Origin of the sequence: Streptomyces coelicoflavus, assembly GCF_003112555.1 — a bacterium.
Classification (GTDB): domain Bacteria; phylum Actinomycetota; class Actinomycetes; order Streptomycetales; family Streptomycetaceae; genus Streptomyces; species Streptomyces coelicoflavus.
The window spans coordinates 631,335-648,659 of sequence record NZ_BEWB01000002.1; the positions used below are offsets into that span (position 1 = coordinate 631,335).

The following is a 17,325-nucleotide window of genomic DNA, read 5'->3' on the forward strand; positions in this document are numbered from 1 at the left end:
CTGTTCATGTGCGGGACCCGCCGGGACTGGCCGGGACCCGCTGGGGACTACTGGGACATGTGCGTCGACTACGGTCTGCAGCCCGTCGCTCGCACACCGTAAGTATCGTTGGTCCCTTCAGTCACATACGCTCTTCAGAGCGACGATCACCTGTTCCAGGGAACAACTGCTCGCTTGTTCGGATCACGCCAAGTGCCGCCAAGTCCTGCGGACGCAGGCGCAGTTGACCGGCCGTCGCCTCCACCTCCTCCGGCGGGCGCTTCAGGATCGCCGCCGCGTGCTCCGGCGCGATGACGGAGAAGTAGCTGTCCGGGGTGGCCCAGGTGGCGCCGGGCGCGGCCAGGGCCAGCGCCCCGCCCGAGCCGCCCTCGCCGATCACCAGCGTGGTGACCGGCGTGCGCACCGAGGCCACGGCGCCGAACAGGTCCGCGATCGCCGGGCCCGCCCCCTGCCGCTCCGCCGCCGCGTCGTTGGCCGCGCCGGGCGTGTCCACCAGGGTCAGCACCGGGATGCCGAGCCGGTCGGCGAGGTGGACCAGCCGGGTCGCGGTGCGGTACCCGGCGGGCCGGGTCGCCGCGCCCGTCTGGGCGGCGTACGCGACCGTGCGCCCCGCGTGCGTGCCGAAGCCGCACAGCATGCCCTCCGGGTCCCGGCCGCCGCAGCGGTCGCCGGACAGGGCGACGCGGTCGGTGAAGTACGCGTCCAGGTACGCCCCGGCGCGCGGACGTCCGGCGGCGCGGGCCCGTCGTACCGCGTCCCAGCCGTCGGCCGGCAGGTCCCGCGCGCCCAGCGGCTCGGGCACCGGCGCCGGTTCGCCGGACGGCGCCGTCAGCAGCCGCAGCCACCTCCCCAGCGTCGCGCGCAGCTCCCCGGGCGGGACGACCGCGTCCGCGCTGCCCGCCGCCACCTGCGCCTCGGCCGTGTACGCGGCGGGGTCGGCGTCCGGCGGCCGGACCCGCGACCCGGCGAAACCGACCTGGGCGCCGGGCAGGGCGAGGACCACGTCGGCGCCCGCGCCCAGCGTCGCCCAGCCGCCCCCGGTCGCCGGGTCCCGCACCACCGCGATCTGCGCCAGCCCGGCCGCGCGGGTGAGCGCCGACTGCCGGGCCACCCGCTGGAGTTGGGTCAGCGCGAGCATCCCCTCCTGCATCCGGCTGCCACCGGTCGCGACCAACGGCACCACGGGCAGCCGGTGTTCGCGCGCGTACGCGTACGCCGCCTCCAGCCGGTCGCCGGTGCGGTGCCCCAGCGAGCCGCCGAGGAAGCCGAACTCGAAGGCGACGAACACGGCTCGGACGCCCTCGACGCGGCCGGTGCCGCAGACGACGGACTCCGCCTCGCCGGTGCGCTCGGCGGCGCGGGCCCGCGCGGCGTCGTAGCCGGGCCAGCCGAGGGGGCCGTCGGGCGGCCACGGGCCGTCCGGGTGGGGGAGTTCGGCGAAGGAGGCGTCGTCGATGACGAGGGCGAGGAACTCCCGGGCGCCCGGACGCTCAGCCATGGTCCAGCGCCCGCTTCATGATCTTCCCCATGTCGTTGCGGGGCAGCGCGTCCAGGTACCGGACGACGCGGGGCCGCTTGTGCGGGGCGAGCCGGCCCGCGACGTGGTCGGCCAGCGCCTCGAGGGCGGGCGGCGCGGCGGGGTCGGCCGGCACGATCCAGGCCACGATCCGCTCGCCGAGGTCCGGGTCGGGCTCGCCGGTGACGGCTGCCTCCCGCACCCCGGGGTGCTCCAGCAGCGCGTTCTCGATCTCCCCGGCGCCGATCTTGTAACCGCCGCTCTTGATCAGGTCGGTGGCCTTGCGGCCGACGATGCGGACATAGCCGTCGGGGTCGCGCACCGCCATGTCCCCGGTGCGGAAGAAGCCGTCCTCCGTGAAGGCGGCGGCGGTGGCGTCGGGGCGGTTGAGGTACTCGGTGAACAGGTTCGGGCCGCGCACCTGGATCTCGCCGACGCTCTCCCCGTCGAGCGCCGCGACCGGCGTGCCGTCCTCCTCCACCAGCCGCAGCTCCACGCCGGGCAGCGGCACGCCCACCGCCCCGGCGCGCGGCTCGCCGTCGGCGCGCACGCTGGTGTTCATCAGCGTCTCGGTCATGCCGTACCGCTCGATCACCCGGCGGCCGGTGGCGGCGGCGATGCGCTCGTGGTCGTGCACCGGAAGCGCCGCCGACCCCGACACCAGCAGCCTCGCCCCGGACAGGGCCTTCGCCAGCTCCGGGTCGCCGGGGAGCGTCTCGGCGATCCGGTGGTACATCGTCGGCACCCCGAACAGCATGGTCGCGCCGTCGTTCAGCTCCCGCGCCGCGCCCTCGGTGGAGAACCGGCCCAGGTGCCGCACGGATCCGCCGCGGCGCAGCGGGCCGAGGATGCCGAGGACCAGCCCGTGCACGTGGAACAGCGGCAGCCCCTGCACCAACACGTCGTCGCCGGTCCACTGCCACGCGTCGGCCAGCGCGTCCAGGGTCGTCGCGAGCGCCCGCCGCGGGATGACGGCGCCCTTGGGCGGTCCGGTGGTGCCGGAGGTGTAGACGACGAGCGCGGGGTCGCCGTCGGCGCAGCGGTCCTCGGGGACGGTGCCGCGGGCGTGCACGTCGACGTCCACGCGCTCCAGGGCGCCCAGGGCGGGCGGCAGTGCGGCGTCCGGGGGCGCCAGGACGAGGGAGGGCGCGCTGTCGGAGAGGATGTGCGCGAGTTCCTTGTCGCCGGACTTCGGGTTGAGGGGGACGGCGGCGACCCCGGCCAGCAGCGCCCCCACCACGGCGACCGCGGTCTCCATCGCCGGGGTCGCCCAGACCGCGACCCGGCCGGCACCGGCGATCCGCCCCGCCGTGGCGCCCGCCGCGGCCGCGAGTTCCGCGTAGGTCAGGGAACGCTCGCCGAACCGCAGCGCGGGCCGGTCGCCCGGGGCGCCGGCCGGAGCCGGGGAGAGGGCCGGGAAGAGAGAGGACACGCGTCGTACTCCTTAGCTGTTGCCGGGATGGCTGCCGCCCGTGAGCCGTCGTTCGAGGCTGCCGGACGTGCCGGTGTTCCGAGGTGGGTCTACCCGAAGCCGGGCACGACCAGTACGAGCCAGGCCAGCGCGGGCACGGCCGCGACCACGATCCCGCCGTAGATCATCAGCTGGCGGAAGAAGCGGTCCCGGTCCACGTCCGGGGCCGCGGCCAGTACCAGCGCGCCGTTGGTCGAGAAGGGGCTGACGTCCACCACCGTCGCCGACACCGCGAGCGCCGCGATCATGCCGACCGCCCCGATCTCGCCCTGCGCGAGGAACGGCACCGCCAGCGGGATCAGCGCGCCCATGATGCCCACGGAGGACGCGAACGCCGACACGATCGCGCCGATGTAGCAGAGCAGTACGGCGGCCAGCAGCGGGACGCCGATGCCGCCGACGCCCTCACCGGCCCAGGTGATGGTGCCCATCTCCTCGAGTACGCCGACGTAGGTGAGGACGCCGCAGATCAGCAGCACCGTGGACCAGGCGATCTCGCCGACCGCGCGGCGGCTGTCGTCCGGCCAGGCGGTGCTCAGCACGACGGCGAGGGTGACCGCGGTCAGGCCCGCGTCCAGGTCGAAGCCGAGCACGGCCACGACCAGGGCGACCAGCGCGACCAGGGTGGCGGTGCGGGCGGGGTTGAGGCGGATGCCGGTGCCCTCGGCGCCGCCGGTCCCCTGGTCGGGGCGGACGGCCACGGCGGCGGGGGCGGTGCCGCCGGCGCCCGGAGCGGTACCCGTACCCGTGCCCGTACCCGTACCCGTACCCGTGCCCGTGCCTGCGCCGGTGCCCGAGCCCGTGTGCTCCGTGCCGCCCTTGCCGGGGCCACCGTCGTCGTCCGGCGTCACCGCACCGCGCGCCCACAGCTTCCGCCCGCCGAGCAGCGCGAACAGCACGGCCGCGATGAGGAGGTTGGCGACGAGGGAGGCGAGGAACAGGCCGACCTCGCTGCCGGGGAGGTTCTCGCGCTCCACGATGCCGTTGACGATCGAGCCATAGATGCTGATCGGCGAGAAGCCGCCGGCCTGCGCGCCGTGCACCACCATCGTGCCCATCAGCAGCGGGCTGATCGAGTACCGGGTGGCGAAGCTCAGGGCGATCGGCGCGACGATCGCGACCGCGGCCGGGCTGACCGCGCCGATCGCGGTGAGCGCGCCGGTGAGCGCGAACATCACCCACGGGATCAGCGCGACCCGCCCCCGCACCAGCCGTACGGCCGCGTGCACCAGCCAGTCGGTGGTGCCGTTGGCCCGGGCGATGGCGAACAGGTAGGTGACGCCGACGAGGACGACGAACAGGTCGCCGGGGAAGCCGGCGAAGATGCCGTCCGCGTCGAGGTCGGCGACGAGCGTGCCCACCCCGAACGCGGCGGCGAAGGCGAGTGCGCCCATGTTGACGGAGCGGGTGGTGGCGATGACGAACACCACGACGAGGACGAGGATCGAGATGAGTTCGGGGGACATGCGGGGGCTCCCGAGTGCTGACCTGACTGCCGATGTGGAGTGGCTGAGCGGAGTGGCTGAGTGGCTGAGCCACTTGGAATGGTGCGGTTGGCTGGTCAGCGTGGGCCCGGCGGGAGCCGGCGTCAAGGGGTCGCGCAACAATTGGCTCAGCCACTCGGCCACCGGGCCACCTCCTCGCCCGGTGCTACGCTCCCGGCGAGAGGGGGATCTCATGACCGACGCCCTGCGGCCCATGACCAAGCAGCGCCTGTACGAACAGGTGCTGGAGCGGCTGCGCCAGTACGTCGCCGACGGCGGCCTGCGGGCCGGCGACCGCCTTCCGCCCGAACGGGACCTCGCCCAGCGCCTCGGTGTCAGCCGCGCCTCGGTGAAGCAGGCGATCGTGGTCCTGGAGGTGCAGGGCCTGGTGGAGGCGCGGCACGGCGGCGGGACCTATCTGGTCCGCGACAGCCTCGACGTCGAACCGGTCGAGAAGATGGTCGAACGCCGCCGGCGCCTCCCGGACGTCCTGGAGGCCCGCGAGGCGCTGGAGACGAAACTCGCCGAACTGGCCGCCGAGCGCCGCACGGAGGACGACCTCGCGGCGATGCGGTCCGCGCTGGCGGTGATGGCCGAGGAGATCGACCGGGACGGGCACGGCGTCGAGGGCGACCGGCTGTTCCACGCGGCGGTGACGGCGGCGGCGCACAGCAGCCTGCTCGCCGAGTTCATGCGCTCCATCGCCCACCAGATCGCCGAGAGCCGCACCGAGTCCCTGCGTCAGCCCGGCCGCCCCGGCCGCTCCCTGGCCCAGCACCGGGCGATCCTGGACGCCGTGGCAGCCGGGGAGCCCCGGCAGGCCGCCGCCGCGATGCGCCGCCACGTCCGCACGGTCGCCAAGGTCCGGCTGCTGGACTGGGACCCGGAGGACGAGCGCTGACCCGGCCGGGTACGGCTCCGTCCCCGGCCCGCCGGTCCCGCGTCACCCGCCGACGGCCGTGCGCTGGAGCAGCCCCCAGGTGAACTCCGCGACCACCTCGTGCCGTACGCCGTCCCGGTCCGGGGCGGTGAAGGCCAGCCCCCATCTGGTCGGGGCCGAGCCCTGGAGCGGCCGGGCGGGGGCGAAGGCGCGGGCCGCCTCGTCGACCGTGCAGGACCAGGGCGTGAGGTCGTCCAGGGTGCGCAGCTCGGGCGCCGGAGCGCCGGGGGCGCGCACCAGCCACTCGTTCCAGACCACGCCCCTGCCGGCGACCAGCACCTCGAAGCGCAGGTCCGGCCACAGGGGCAGCGCCCACCGCCGGGCCTCGCACTCCAGGTCGCCGATCCGGCGCGGCGCCACCGACTCCGGCTCGCCGAGGACGGAGCGGTACCGAGTGGTGGCCGAGCGGGACCCGGGGGAGCGCAGCATCGCCTGCCAGCGCCTGTTGGCCTCGCGCATGTCCGCGACCGAGGCGCCCAGCTCGCGGCGGGCGTCCTCGACCGGGCCGGGGTTGTGGTCGGCCATGCGGCGCAGCAGGACCAGCTGGAAGTCGCGCGGCGTGAACGGGCCCGCGGGCCGCTTTCCGGTCGGCATGACAACCATCATCACCCGGCCATTGCCCAGGCAAACGCGATGTGAGTAGCCTGTGTTCGTTATTCCGACCGACTGTTGAAATCTCGAACACACCTAGGGAGGGGGCTGGACATGGGACGCCTCGTGCCGGCCGTGACCCGGGCTCTCGACATACTGGAGCTCTTCCTCGACGGGGACGGCACGCTCTCCGCCCCCGACATCGTGCGCCGGCTCCAGCTGCCGCGCACCACGGTGCACGAGCTGGTCACCACGCTCGCCGCCCGCAAGTACATCGTCCCGGTCGCCGGGCAGTCCGGACGGTACCGGCTCGGTGTGCGTCCGTACCAGCTCGGCGCCCGCTACGCCGAGCACCTCGACCTCGCCGCCGAGGGCCAGCAGGTCGCCAGGACCGTCGCCGAGACCTGCGACGAGACGGTGCACGTGGCGATCCTGGAGGACACCGACGTCATCTACATCGCCAAGGTCGACTCCACGCACGCGGTGCGCATGGTCTCCGCGGCCGGACGGCGGCTGCCCGCGCACTGCACGTCCGTCGGCAAGATGCTGCTCGCGTCCCTGCCCGAGCCGGAGGTCGCCGCGCGCTTCCCCGACGGTGCCGAGCTGACCTCGATGACGCCGAACAGCATCACCGACCCGGCCGCCCTGCGCGAGGCCCTGGCCGCGATCCGCGAGCGCGGTACGGCGGTGGAGAGCCGTGAGTCCAACCCGGACGTGTCCTGCGTGGCCGCCCCGGTCCGCGACCGCACCGGCCGCGTCGTCGCCGCGCTGTCGATCTCCGTGCCCATGATCCGCTGGAGCGAGGAGCGCCGGGCCGAGCTGGAGCAGCTGGCAGTCAAGGGCGCGGCCGACCTCTCCGAGCGGCTCGGTCACCGGAGCGCGGCATGACGGCGGTCGGCACGGCCTTCGAGGTGGCCGTCCACGAAGAGGCGTCCCTCGGCGAGGGGCCCACCTGGGACCCGGCGACGAACCGGCTCCTGTGGCTCGACATCCTGAACTCCCGGATCCACACCTACGACCCGGCCACCGGCCGGCGCACGCTGCGCCGCACCGACCAGCACGTGGGCGCGGTCAAGCCCCGCGCGGGCGGCGGCCTGGTCCTCAACCTGCGGGACGGGATCGGCCTGCTCGACCCGGACGGCACCTTCCGCTGGCTGCACCGCGAGCCCGTCCCCGGCCGCCGCGGCAACGACGCCGCCGTCGCCCCCGACGGCAGCCTGTGGGCGGGCACCATGCGCTACGACGAGGCGCGCGGCGGGGGCACGCTGTCCCGGATCACCGGCGACGGCACGGCCGAGACCGTCCTCGACGACGTGACGGTGAGCAACGGCACCGGCTGGAGCCCCGACGGCCGCCTGATGTACTACGTCGACACCCCGACCCGCCGCATCGACGTGTTCGACGTCGCGGGGGACGGCCGGGTCGCGAACCGCCGCCCCCTGGCCACCGTCGAGGACGGCGCGGGCTTCCCCGACGGCCTGTGCGTCGACGCCGAGGGCTGTGTGTGGGTGGCCCTGTGGGACGGCGGCGGGGTACGCCGCTACACCCCGTCCGGCGACCTGGACCGGGTGATCACCCTCCCCGTCCCCCGCGTCACGGCCTGCGCCTTCGGCGGCCCGGACCTCACCGACCTGTACCTCACCACGGCCCGCGTCGGCCTCCCGGCCCCGCACCCGCTGGCGGGCTCGCTGCTGGTGGTGCCGGGGGCCGGACGGGGGGTGGCGCAGCCCGCGTTCGCCGGATGAGCGGCGCGGGGTCGGTGCGGCGGGGCGCCGGGTGAGCGGCGCGGGCGGCGACCGCGCCCCCTCCGTGGCGCACGGCCGTGCCTCCGCCGTGGCGCACGGCCGTCCCGTCACCCGCCCGTGCGGTCGAGCCCGGTGAGCACCTCGCGTTCGCCGGGGGTCAGCGGCGGCCCGGGCAGGAGCGGGAGCGGGGGGCCGGCGAGGGCGGCCAGGAGTGCCGACGGGTGGAACATGCGGGTCGGCGGGGTGCGCATGCTGGTGACGTCCCAGAGCGCCGAGGCCGCCGCGAAGTTGCCGGTGGCCGCCCTCGTCATGCGCCGCGTGTACGCCGTCACCGCCCGGTCGGCGAGCCCCCGCCGTCCGCCGCCGCGCGTCTCGGGGTAGAGGGCGTCCTGCCCGACGGCCATCGCCCAGGCGGCGTCCACCGGGCGCGCCGCGCCCCGCAGCACCCTCCGGGCCAGGCCGGGCGCGTCGAGACCGCCGGCCCGCTCCAGCTCCCGGCCGAGTATCCGGGCGCCGAACGCGGCCACCGACATGCCCTGCCCGTAGGCCGGGTTGAAGGTGCCGAGCGCGTCGCCGAGGACCACGAGGCCCTCCGGCCAGTGGGGCGCCTTGTCCAGGTAGTGCCGCACATTGCTGGTGGACCGGCTCAGATGCACGTCGGTGAGCGGTTCGGCGCCGGAGATCAGCCGGCCGACGATCGGGTCCGGCAGGCCGAGCGTGTATCGCAGGAAGCCCTCGGGGTCGGCCGGCGGCTCACCGCCGCGCGTGCCGCCGCAGCTGACCAGCCAGCGGTCCCCCTCCACCGGCATGACCATGGCGCTCCGGCCCGGCCGGGAGACGTACGGATCGGCGTGCACGACGGTCAGCGGGAACCGTTCGGCCCCGGCCGGTACCCGGTACACGCGCGAGGCGTTGACCAGCCCCGAGTCCACGGTCCGCGTCCGGACGCCGGACACTCCGATCCCGTTCAGCCAGGTGACGACGCGCGTACCGCGTCCGCTCGCGTCGACGACCAGGTCGGCGTCGAGGTCCGTCTCCCCGTCCGGCCCCGAGATCCGCACCCCCCGGACCCGGCCCGCGGACCCCGTCAGGCCGGTCGCGGCCGCCCGCCGCACCTCGACCGCCGGGTGTTCGAGCACGGCGGCCCGTACCGTCCAGTCCACCAGCGCCCGGGTACAGGTGAGCATCATGGGACCTTCGCGCCGCCAGCGGCGCAACCAGCCCTCGGGAGTGCGGGCCAGCATGCCCGAGCTGAGGGACACCTCGTGCGCCCCGGCCGCGAGCAGCCGCTTGCGCAGGCTCACGCCGGGCACGATCTCCTCCATCGCGGTCAGCCCGCCGCTCATCAGCAGGTGCGCGTGCCGCCCCTGGGGCAGCCCCCGGCGCTGACGGGGCCCGTCGGGCAGCTCGTCGCGGTCCAGTACCACGACCTCCTCCACGCCCGCGTCGGCCAGTACGGCCGCGGTCAGCATCCCGGCCAGTCCGGCACCGACGACGACGGCTCTACGCGACATGGGGCTCCTCGGGTTCGGTCAGGGTTCCGGTCAGGGAGGACGGGCTCGTGCCGCCGGGCGCGGTGGCCCGGCCGGGCGGGTGGCGCAGTGCCTGGGACAGTTCCACCAGCCCGCTCGGGCCGGGCACCTCGGTGGCGTGCAGCCGGTAGGAACCGGTGGCGTCGGGTGCCTCCTCGTGGGCGGCGGCCCGGCGCGCCGCGTCCGCGAGCATCGCCGCCTCCGCCGCCAGCCGGGCCTCGTGCGCGGAGCGGCCCGCGCGCAGGGCGGCGTCCCGGGTCCGCTCACGGACCCGGTGGTCGAAGTACGGGGCCAGGGCGAGCAGGGCGTCGTGGATCGAGACCTCGCGCCACTGGAGCCGGGCCCGGGGGAGCTGCCACCAGGCGGCCGGTGGCTTGGGAGCGGTGGACACCGACTCCACCAGGGCCCACAGCGGCCCCAGCCGGCGGTAGTCGTCCAGCCCCCGCCGGTGCGCGAGCACGGACGGCAGCAGCCTGGGCAGCGCGAACCCCACGGAACACACCAGCGCGGCCAGCGACGCCATCGGCGGGGCCACGCTGGTGGACAGGAAGTCGAGGTCGTGCCCCGCCCACCGGGCCACCACGGCCGTGTACTTGGCGAGCTGGAAGCCCACCAGGTCCAGCAGCCCGCCCAGCACGATGAGCCGCAGCCCGACCCGCAGCAGACCGCCCACCTCACGGCTCCACTTGACGCACACGGCGCACATCACCAGCATCGCCGCGCTGTGCCCGAGCAGGTACAGCAGGATCATCTCCCGCATGAACGGGGTGCCTGCGTAGTACGTGTCGAGGTCGGTCAGCCGCTCGGTGTCCGCGTCGGCGAGCAGGAACAGCACGACGATGGCGGCCACCAGCAGACCGTAGGCGGCCATGCTGCGCAGCACCGCGCGCCGCACCACCGGCCGGGGCCCGCCCCGCCAGTTGATCAGCAGCACCAGCACCGCGCAGCTGTACGCGGAGAGCATGCCGTAGGTCAGCGGGGCGCCGAAGTTGGTGACGCCGGTGAGTTCGTTGACGGTGCCGAGGGTGGCCGGGGCGGCGCACACGAAGACCAGGGCACCGAGGACGATCGCCGCGCAGGTGGACAGGGTCAGCGGATTGCGGATGGCGGTGCGCGGGCGGCGGAACAGCAGCACGGACGTCATGCCGAACACCAGTGCCGCCAGGTAGACGACGAGACTCACGTCCGACCACTCCTCTCGTGCGGGCCTTCTCCGTCGCGGCCGTGCCGCTCGCCGTCGCGGCCGCCCGCGACGGCGGCCGAGACCCCGCGGCCCGTCATACGGTGCCCGCCGGGGCCCGGCCGCTCGGCACGGCGGGGGCGCCCGGTACCCGCACGGTGCCGGCGAGCACGTCGGCGATCCGCGCCAGCATGGCCGGGTCCGGTGACGCCGCGGGGGGCGGGACGGTGCCGGCGGCCGGCGGGGCCGCCCGTCCGGGTCCGGCCTCGTGCCGCAGCGCGTCGGTGATCACCGCGGCCCAGGCCGTGGCCCCGGCCAGTTCCGGGTCCCCCTTCGCCGCCAGCGCGTCGGCGCGGGTCCGGTCGTACAGGTCCCGGTCGCCGTACGCGTCCAGATGCCCGAGCGCGTTGTGGATGCTCGTCCGGCGCCACATCAGGAGGGTGGCGGGCGAGGCGAACCGGGGGCGCGGCAGGCGCAGCGCCCGGCGGACCAGCAGGTCGTCCAGGGCCCGCTCCAACGGCTCGAGCCGGACGTACGCGCGGGACGCGCGCCGCCACTCGCCCACCCACGACACCGCCAGCGGCACCAGCACCCCGACGACCACCAGCAGGGCGCCCAGGCCGGCCGCGGCCGGGGAGACGGTGGTGCCGAGCGCCGACCAGTCGTGCCCGGACCAGCGGGCACCCACCGCGACGAGCTTGACGACGCTGTAACCGGCGCCGCACAGCGAACCGGCCCCGAGCAGCAGCAGCCCGGCCCGCAGTCCGCCGCGCACCTGCCGGGCCCAGCGCAGCGCGGAGACGGTCGTGACGGACACCGCGGTCAGGTGCGCGACCAGGTACAGCACGATCATCTCGGCGATGAAGGGGGTCGTCGCGTAGTACGTGTCCAGGTCGGTGCGGCGCTCCACGGGCGCGTCGCCGAGGGCGAAGGCCACCCCGATGCCGAGGACCACGGCGGCGTAGGCGAGCGTCCACCGGCGGGCGGTGCTCCGCACCCGGGGGCCGCCGCGCCAGTGGACGACGAGGACCTGGGAGGCGGCGCAGTACCCGGTGATCGCCGCGTAGGTGAGCGGCGCCGCGAGGTTCGGCACGCCGCTCAGCCGGTTGACGGCTCCGACCGTCGGCGGCGCCCCGAGCAGGAAACAGAGCCCGGCCAGTCCCAGTACCGCGCAGATGGCCCGCAGATACGGATCGTGCCGGTGCCGCAGCAGGTCGGGGGCCTTCACCGCGAGACCGAGCCAGAGCGCCGCGCAACTCAGGTAGTTGATCACGCTGTTCATCCGGCCGTCCCGCGGTAGTTGAGCGCGGCGCCGATGCGTCCCGCGAGGCTCTGGGGACTGGCCGGGTCGCTGCCCTCCGCGGCGAACACCGAGTCGGTGGAGGCGTCCAGCCAGGGGCGCAGCCGGCTGCCCATCAGCATGCCGAAGCGGTCCGCCTCCTGCTCCTCGGCCAGGGAGAAGTCGGTGCGCGCGGCCACCGGCCGGGGCCGGGCACCGGTCCGCGTGCCGGCGTCCGCCCCCGCTCTTTCCGCCGCCTCGGCCTCGGCCCGACGGCGGCTCATGTGCCAGACCTCGTGGCAGAGGATCACGATCTGGTGCCAGACGGCCGCGCGTTCGTCCACCACCACGTCGTCGTGGCTCTCGCGCTCCAGCCACAGTCCGCTCGCGGTGTGCGGCGGGAACGCCGCCCGGTGCACGACCACCTGCCGGCCCCGCCACGCGCTGACGGAGGCGACGAGTGCGTCGAACAGCACTTCGGGATCGGCCGGCACGGCCACCCGGATGGGGTCGGTGAGGGCGTCAGCGAGACGCCGCATCTCCTTCCTGGTACGCACCGCTGTCTCCTCGTCCCCCCGGCAGTCCTCCGGTCACCCCAGCAATATGCCAAGACCCGGGCCCTGTGGGCCAGTTCCGCGGCAGGTCCGGGGCCGTCTCTCCGCTCTCCGGGAAACTCCTGCGCGCGATCCTGCCCAGGCCATTGACGTGAAAGCGCTTCCCACCTACGTTTCCCGTTCGAAGTTACGAGCGACATCCGATATATCGAACGCCATCGATCGTCAATCACGGATCACGGATCACGGATCACCGAGCACCGACCACCAACCATCGAACGGCGAACGACGACAGATGGGGCAGGGCATGGGACGACCTGGCCTGAATCGCAGGCACTTTCTGGCCGCGGCCGGCGGCCTGACGGTCGCGGGCAGCTTCGGCTTCGCGGGACTCGGCACCGGCGCCGACGCGCTCGCCTCCGGCGCGGACACCCGGGTGAGCTACTGGAACCTCTTCAGCGGCGGCGACGGCTACAACATGATCGCGATGCTGGACTCCTTCCGCAGGGACAACCCCGGCATCGACGTGGAGGACTCCACCCTCCAGTGGGGCAGCCCCTTCTACACCAAACTCGCCATGGCCGCGGCCGGCAACCGCGCCCCCGACCTCGGCGTCATGCACCTCGGCCGCGTCACCGGCTTCTCGCCCGGCCGCCTCCTCGACCCCTGGGACCCCGTTCTGCTCGCCAAGTACGGCGTGCGCGAGGAGGACTTCAACCCCGAGCTGTGGAAGCGCGCCGTCATCGACGGCAAGCTCTACGCCCTGCCGCTCGACATCCACGTCCAGCTCTGCTTCTACCGCAAGGACGTGCTGAAGAAGGCGGGGCTGCTCGGCGAAGACGGGCGGATCGTGCCGGTCACCTCCACGGAGGAGTGGTTCGACGTCCTCAAGGAGGCCAGGAAGGCCACTGCGAAGGGGCGGCAGACCATCGGCCTGTGGCACAACGACCAGAACTTCCAGTGGTGGTTCTTCGTCGCCTTCTACACCCAGCTCGGCGGCACCTGGTTCAACGACGCCAGGACCGACGTCACCTTCGACACCGACAAGGCCGTCCAGGTCCTGGAGTTCCTGCGCAAGCACGTCGCCGACGGCTACGCCGACCCCTCCTTCGGCGGCAACGCGGGCGCCGAACAGTTCGTCAACGGGGCCCCCTTCGCCTGGGAGGGCAACTGGTCCGTGCCGGTCTTCGACGCCGCGAAGCTCGACTACGGCGCCACCCCGCTGCCGCCCGTCTTCGGCAGGCGGGCCACCCACGCCGAATCCCACTCCTTCGTCCTGCCGCACCAGGCCGGCCGCGGCGGCGCCACCAACGAGGGCGCGCACCGGCTCGCCGCCTACGTCGTCCAGCACGCCCGGCAGTGGGCGGCCGGCGGCCACATCCCCGCCCACACGCCGACCCTGTCCACGGCCGCGTACCGGAAGCTGCGACCGCAGAACGAGTACGTCTCCGCCATGGACCACCAGGCCACCGAGCCCAAGGTGTGGTTCGCCGGCTCCACCGGCATCCTCGCCCAGCGCGTCGGCCCGGTCGTCGTCTCCTCGACGACGGGCTCCGCGAAGCCCGGGGCCGCCGCCCGCCGGATGAGGAGCACCCTCGCCGAACTGCTCGCCATGAAGAACCCGATGGACGGCCGCACCGCCGCGCAGGGAGGTGCCACCGCATGACCGCCACCAGCGCCGAGACGATCGTCCGCCCTTCGCGTGCGACGACCGCCGCCGACAGCGCCGGCGTCCGCCGCCGGCAGGGCTTCCAGCACGGCGGCTGGTTCGTCGCCCCGTTCCTCGCCCTCTTCGCCCTCTTCGTGGTCTGGCCGCTGCTGCGCGGCCTCTACCTCAGCTTCACCGACGCCAACATCTCCGGCGACAGCGCGCACTTCGTCGGCCTCGACAACTACCGCGAGGCCCTCAAGGACCCCCTGATGTGGGACGCGCTCGGCCACAGCGCGTACTTCACGCTGCTCGTCGTGCCCTGCATCACCGTCCTCGCCCTCCTCCTCGCGATGCTGGCCCACCACATCGAGCGCGGCAAGTGGCTGTGGCGGCTCTGCTTCTTCCTGCCGTTCCTGCTGCCGTCCACCGTCGCCGCCAACCTGTGGCAGTGGCTGTTCAACCCCGGCACCGGCATGATCAATCACGTCTTCGGCCTCGACACGCCCTGGCTGACCGACAAGTCGTACGCGATGCTCGCGGTCGTCATCACCACCCTGTGGTGGACCGTCGGCTTCAGCTTCCTGCTCTACCTCGCCGCGCTCCAGGGCATCCCCGCCCACCTCTACGAGGCCGCCAAGCTGGACGGCGCGAACGCCTGGCACCGCATCCTGCACATCACGCTGCCGATGCTGCGCAACATCACCGGCCTCGTCGTCGCCCTCCAGATCCTCGCCTCGCTCCAGGTCTTCGACCAGGCCGTCGTCATGCAGGACTTCGGACCCGGCCCGGAGAACTCGACGCGCACCTTCGTGCAGTACACGCTCGAACAGGGCTTCACCAGCTACCGCGTGGGCTACGCCTCCGCGATCTCCATCATCTTCTTCGTGCTCATCGCGGCCGTCGCCCTCGCCCGGATGTGGCTGCTGCGCAACCGTGAGGAGGGCGGCCGATGACCACCGCCGCACCACCGGTCCGCACCCGCCCCCGCCGGGGGTGGACCCCCGGCCAGATCGTGCTCACCCTGCTCGGCACCGCCGTCTCCGCCCTCTTCCTCGCCCCGCTCGCCTGGGCGCTGTTCACCTCGCTCAAGTCGGAGACCGAGGCGGTCGAGGTGCCCACGCACTGGCTGCCGCACGACTGGACCGGCCAGGCCTGGACGGCCCTCTTCGAGACCGGCAACATCACCAACTGGTTCGTCAACTCGCTGGTCGTGTCCGTGTGCGTGACCACGATCGTGCTGCTGGTCGCCGCGCTCGCCGGATACGGCTTCGCCCGCACCGAGTTCCGCGGCAAGGGCGTCCTGATGGGCGTGGTGATGGCCGGCCTCATGGTCTCGCCGGCCGTGCTCGGCGTCCCGCTGTTCACCACCGTCCAGCAGATGGGGATGGTCGACACCTACTGGGGCATGATCCTGCCGCAGTGCGCGCCCGCCGCTATGGTCTACATCCTCTACAAGTTCTTCCAGGGCATCCCCCGCGAGCTGGAGGAGGCCGCCTTCATCGACGGCGCCGGCCGCTGGCGCGTCTTCTTCACGATCATCGTGCCGCTCTCCCGCCCCTCGCTCGCGGCGGTCGGCATCTTCACCTTCATCAGCTCCTGGAACAACTTCCTGTGGCCCTACATGGTCACCAACAACCCCGACCTGATGACGATGCCCAACGGCATCGCGACCGTCATGAACTCCTACGGCATCCAGTGGGCCCAGCTCATGGCCGGCGGCCTGATGGCCGGCCTGCCGCTCATCGTCGTCTTCGTCTTCTTCCAGCGCCAGATCGTGGCGGGCGTCGCCCACACGGGCCTGGCCGGCCAGTAGAGAGCCCCCACGCAGAGAGCCCTCACGAGGACAAGTCACCCCCCGAAAGGAAAAGATGCGCCCCGCCCGCTTCACCCTCGACCCCGCCTTCACCGTCGGCGCCGTCAACCCCCGGCTCTTCGGCTCCTTCGTCGAACACCTCGGACGCTGCGTGTACACCGGCGTCTTCGAACCCGGCCACCCCGCCGCGGACGCCGAGGGCCTGCGCCAGGACGTGCTGGACCTCGTCCGCGAACTCGGCGTCACCGCCGTCCGCTACCCCGGCGGCAACTTCGTCTCCGGCTACAAGTGGGAGGACTCCGTCGGCCCGGTGGAGGACCGCCCGCGCCGCCTCGACCTGGCCTGGCGCTCCACCGAGACCAACCGCTTCGGCCTCTCGGAGTACATCGCCTTCCTCAAGAAGATCGGCCCCCGGGCCGAACCCATGATGGCCGTCAACCTCGGCACCCGGGGCGTCGCGGAGGCCCTCGAACTCCAGGAGTACGCCAACCACCCCTCCGGCACGGCCCTGTCCGACCTGCGCGCCGAGCACGGCGACAAGGACCCCTTCGGCATCCGCCTGTGGTGCCTGGGCAACGAGATGGACGGCCCCTGGCAGACCGGCCACAAGACCGCCCAGGAGTACGGCCGCGTCGCCGCCGAGACCGCCCGCGCCATGCGCCAGATCGACCCGGACGTCGAACTCGTCGCCTGCGGTTCGTCGAGCCAGGCGATGGAGACCTTCGGCGCCTGGGAGGCGACCGTCCTCCAGGAGACCTACGACCTGGTCGACCACATCTCCCTGCACGCCTACTACGAACCGCACGACGGGGACGTCGACTCCTTCCTCGCCTCCGCCGTGGACATGGAGTCGTTCATCGAGAACGTCGTCGCCACCTGCGACCACGTCGGCGCCCGCCTCAAGTCCAAGAAGAGGATCAACCTCTCCTTCGACGAGTGGAACGTCTGGTACATGAGCCGGACCGAGGCCCAGGTGAGCGTCCTGGACTGGCCCGAGGCGCCCCGCATCCTCGAGGACAACTACAGCGTCCTGGACGCGGTCGTCTTCGGCTCGCTCCTGATCGCCCTGCTGCGGCACGCCGACCGCGTCACCGTGGCCTGCCTCGCCCAGCTCGTCAACGTCATCGCCCCGATCATGACCGAGCCGGGCGGCCCGGCCTGGCGCCAGACCACCTTCTTCCCCTTCTCCCAGGCCTCCAGGTACGGCCGCGGCGAGGTCCTCGACGTCCGCGTGGACTCACCGACGTACGACACCGCGAAGTACGGCGAGGCCGACCTCCTGCACGCCACCGCCGTGCGCGCCGAGGACGGCTCGGTCGCCGTCTTCGCCGTCAACCGCTCCCGCACCGAGGCCCTCCCGCTGGAGGTCGCCCTCGGCGGCCTGCACCTGACGGAGGTCGTCGAGCACAGCGCCCTCGCGGACGCCGACCCCGACGCCCGCAACACCCTCGCCGACCCCGAGCGCGTCGCCCCGCACCCGGTGGACGGCACGACCCTGACCGACGGCAGGCTCACCGCCGCCCTGGAACCGCTGTCCTGGAACGTGATCCGGCTGCGCTGAACCCCGCG

15 protein-coding genes are annotated in these 17,325 nt (G+C 73.7%); 7 read left to right on the forward strand and 8 right to left on the reverse strand.

The features are described 5' to 3' along the window. Positions 1–121: 121 nt before the first annotated feature. The 3 genes from Sco07f_RS02870 to Sco07f_RS02880 form a co-directional block, all read right to left on the reverse strand. Complete coding sequence (locus Sco07f_RS02870; protein ID WP_054100576.1) at positions 122–1,498, reverse strand: carboxyl transferase domain-containing protein; 1,377 nt, start codon at positions 1,496–1,498, stop codon at positions 122–124. Then, positions 1,491–2,948, reverse strand: a complete 1,458-nt coding sequence (locus tag Sco07f_RS02875; RefSeq protein WP_108986832.1) for an acyl-CoA synthetase — start codon at positions 2,946–2,948, stop codon at positions 1,491–1,493. The genes Sco07f_RS02870 and Sco07f_RS02875 overlap by 8 nt, the downstream gene beginning before the upstream one ends. 89 nt (positions 2,949–3,037) lie before the next feature. Further along, positions 3,038–4,453, reverse strand: a complete 1,416-nt coding sequence (locus tag Sco07f_RS02880; protein ID WP_108986833.1) for an SLC13 family permease — start codon at positions 4,451–4,453, stop codon at positions 3,038–3,040. Positions 4,454–4,664: 211 nt separating this feature from the next. Between Sco07f_RS02880 and Sco07f_RS02885 the strand changes: the two genes are divergently transcribed. Beyond that, positions 4,665–5,372 (forward strand): FadR/GntR family transcriptional regulator, encoded by a 708-nt coding sequence (locus Sco07f_RS02885; RefSeq protein ID WP_054100579.1) that lies wholly within the window; start codon positions 4,665–4,667, stop codon positions 5,370–5,372. 42 nt (positions 5,373–5,414) lie between these two features. Here Sco07f_RS02885 and Sco07f_RS02890 read toward each other — a convergent pair whose 3' ends face one another. After that, positions 5,415–6,017, reverse strand: coding sequence for a hypothetical protein (locus Sco07f_RS02890; RefSeq protein ID WP_108986834.1), 603 nt, complete (start codon positions 6,015–6,017; stop codon positions 5,415–5,417). A gap of 99 nt (positions 6,018–6,116) precedes the next feature. Here Sco07f_RS02890 and Sco07f_RS02895 point away from each other — a divergent pair, with 99 nt between their 5' ends. Then, a complete protein-coding gene (locus Sco07f_RS02895) occupies positions 6,117–6,890 on the forward strand; it encodes an IclR family transcriptional regulator (RefSeq protein ID WP_054100581.1) in 774 nt (257 codons plus the stop codon). Continuing rightward, positions 6,887–7,747, forward strand: a complete 861-nt coding sequence (locus tag Sco07f_RS02900; protein WP_108986835.1) for an SMP-30/gluconolactonase/LRE family protein — start codon at positions 6,887–6,889, stop codon at positions 7,745–7,747. Before Sco07f_RS02895 ends, Sco07f_RS02900 begins: the two co-directional genes overlap by 4 nt. Before the next feature lie 107 nt (positions 7,748–7,854). On the opposite strand, the gene Sco07f_RS02905 is transcribed toward Sco07f_RS02900, so the two are convergent. The 4 genes from Sco07f_RS02905 to Sco07f_RS02920 form a co-directional block, all read right to left on the reverse strand. Then, the gene (locus Sco07f_RS02905; RefSeq protein WP_108986836.1) at positions 7,855–9,261 is read right to left on the reverse strand and encodes an FAD-dependent oxidoreductase; all 1,407 of its coding nucleotides are present in this window, start codon (positions 9,259–9,261) and stop codon (positions 7,855–7,857) included. After that, positions 9,251–10,462: an MAB_1171c family putative transporter gene (locus Sco07f_RS02910; protein ID WP_007449324.1), complete on the reverse strand. Its 1,212-nt coding sequence runs from the start codon at positions 10,460–10,462 to the stop codon at positions 9,251–9,253. Before Sco07f_RS02910 ends, Sco07f_RS02905 begins: the two co-directional genes overlap by 11 nt. 94 nt (positions 10,463–10,556) lie before the next feature. Next, complete coding sequence (locus Sco07f_RS02915; RefSeq protein ID WP_108986837.1) at positions 10,557–11,741, reverse strand: MAB_1171c family putative transporter; 1,185 nt, start codon at positions 11,739–11,741, stop codon at positions 10,557–10,559. After that, positions 11,738–12,295 carry a toxin gene (locus tag Sco07f_RS02920; protein WP_108986838.1) on the reverse strand — a complete coding sequence of 186 codons (558 nt, stop codon included), beginning with the start codon at positions 12,293–12,295 and terminating at the stop codon, positions 11,738–11,740. The genes Sco07f_RS02915 and Sco07f_RS02920 overlap by 4 nt, the downstream gene beginning before the upstream one ends. A 304-nt stretch (positions 12,296–12,599) precedes the next feature. Here Sco07f_RS02920 and Sco07f_RS02925 point away from each other — a divergent pair, with 304 nt between their 5' ends. Genes Sco07f_RS02925 through arfA form a run of 4 tightly spaced genes read left to right on the forward strand, consistent with a single transcriptional unit; the run spans position 12,600 to position 17,317 of the window. After that, positions 12,600–13,958, forward strand: a complete 1,359-nt coding sequence (locus Sco07f_RS02925) for an extracellular solute-binding protein (protein ID WP_108987078.1) — start codon at positions 12,600–12,602, stop codon at positions 13,956–13,958. Beyond that, positions 13,955–14,896 carry a carbohydrate ABC transporter permease gene (locus Sco07f_RS02930; RefSeq protein WP_042826066.1) on the forward strand — a complete coding sequence of 314 codons (942 nt, stop codon included), beginning with the start codon at positions 13,955–13,957 and terminating at the stop codon, positions 14,894–14,896. Before Sco07f_RS02925 ends, Sco07f_RS02930 begins: the two co-directional genes overlap by 4 nt. Next, the gene (locus Sco07f_RS02935) at positions 14,893–15,756 is read left to right on the forward strand and encodes a carbohydrate ABC transporter permease (protein WP_042826065.1); all 864 of its coding nucleotides are present in this window, start codon (positions 14,893–14,895) and stop codon (positions 15,754–15,756) included. Before Sco07f_RS02930 ends, Sco07f_RS02935 begins: the two co-directional genes overlap by 4 nt. Before the next feature lie 55 nt (positions 15,757–15,811). Next, positions 15,812–17,317 (forward strand): arabinosylfuranosidase ArfA, encoded by a 1,506-nt coding sequence (gene arfA, locus Sco07f_RS02940; protein ID WP_108986839.1) that lies wholly within the window; start codon positions 15,812–15,814, stop codon positions 17,315–17,317. Positions 17,318–17,325: the final 8 nt, after the last annotated feature.

What these genes read in the sequence shown, in the direction of transcription:
- Sco07f_RS02870 (WP_054100576.1), bottom strand. Translation starts at nt 1,498, where the DNA reads ATGGCTGAGCGTCCGGGCGCCCGGGAGTTCCTCGCCCTCGTCATCGAC.
- Sco07f_RS02880 (WP_108986833.1), bottom strand. Translation starts at nt 4,453, where the DNA reads ATGTCCCCCGAACTCATCTCGATCCTCGTCCTCGTCGTGGTGTTCGTC.
- Sco07f_RS02885 (WP_054100579.1), top strand. Translation starts at nt 4,665, where the DNA reads ATGACCGACGCCCTGCGGCCCATGACCAAGCAGCGCCTGTACGAACAG.
- Sco07f_RS02890 (WP_108986834.1), bottom strand. Translation starts at nt 6,017, where the DNA reads ATGATGGTTGTCATGCCGACCGGAAAGCGGCCCGCGGGCCCGTTCACG.
- Sco07f_RS02895 (WP_054100581.1), top strand. Translation starts at nt 6,117, where the DNA reads ATGGGACGCCTCGTGCCGGCCGTGACCCGGGCTCTCGACATACTGGAG.
- Sco07f_RS02900 (WP_108986835.1), top strand. Translation starts at nt 6,887, where the DNA reads ATGACGGCGGTCGGCACGGCCTTCGAGGTGGCCGTCCACGAAGAGGCG.
- Sco07f_RS02905 (WP_108986836.1), bottom strand. Translation starts at nt 9,261, where the DNA reads ATGTCGCGTAGAGCCGTCGTCGTCGGTGCCGGACTGGCCGGGATGCTG.
- Sco07f_RS02915 (WP_108986837.1), bottom strand. Translation starts at nt 11,741, where the DNA reads ATGAACAGCGTGATCAACTACCTGAGTTGCGCGGCGCTCTGGCTCGGT.
- Sco07f_RS02925 (WP_108987078.1), top strand. Translation starts at nt 12,600, where the DNA reads ATGGGACGACCTGGCCTGAATCGCAGGCACTTTCTGGCCGCGGCCGGC.
- Sco07f_RS02930 (WP_042826066.1), top strand. Translation starts at nt 13,955, where the DNA reads ATGACCGCCACCAGCGCCGAGACGATCGTCCGCCCTTCGCGTGCGACG.
- Sco07f_RS02935 (WP_042826065.1), top strand. Translation starts at nt 14,893, where the DNA reads ATGACCACCGCCGCACCACCGGTCCGCACCCGCCCCCGCCGGGGGTGG.
- arfA (WP_108986839.1), top strand. Translation starts at nt 15,812, where the DNA reads ATGCGCCCCGCCCGCTTCACCCTCGACCCCGCCTTCACCGTCGGCGCC.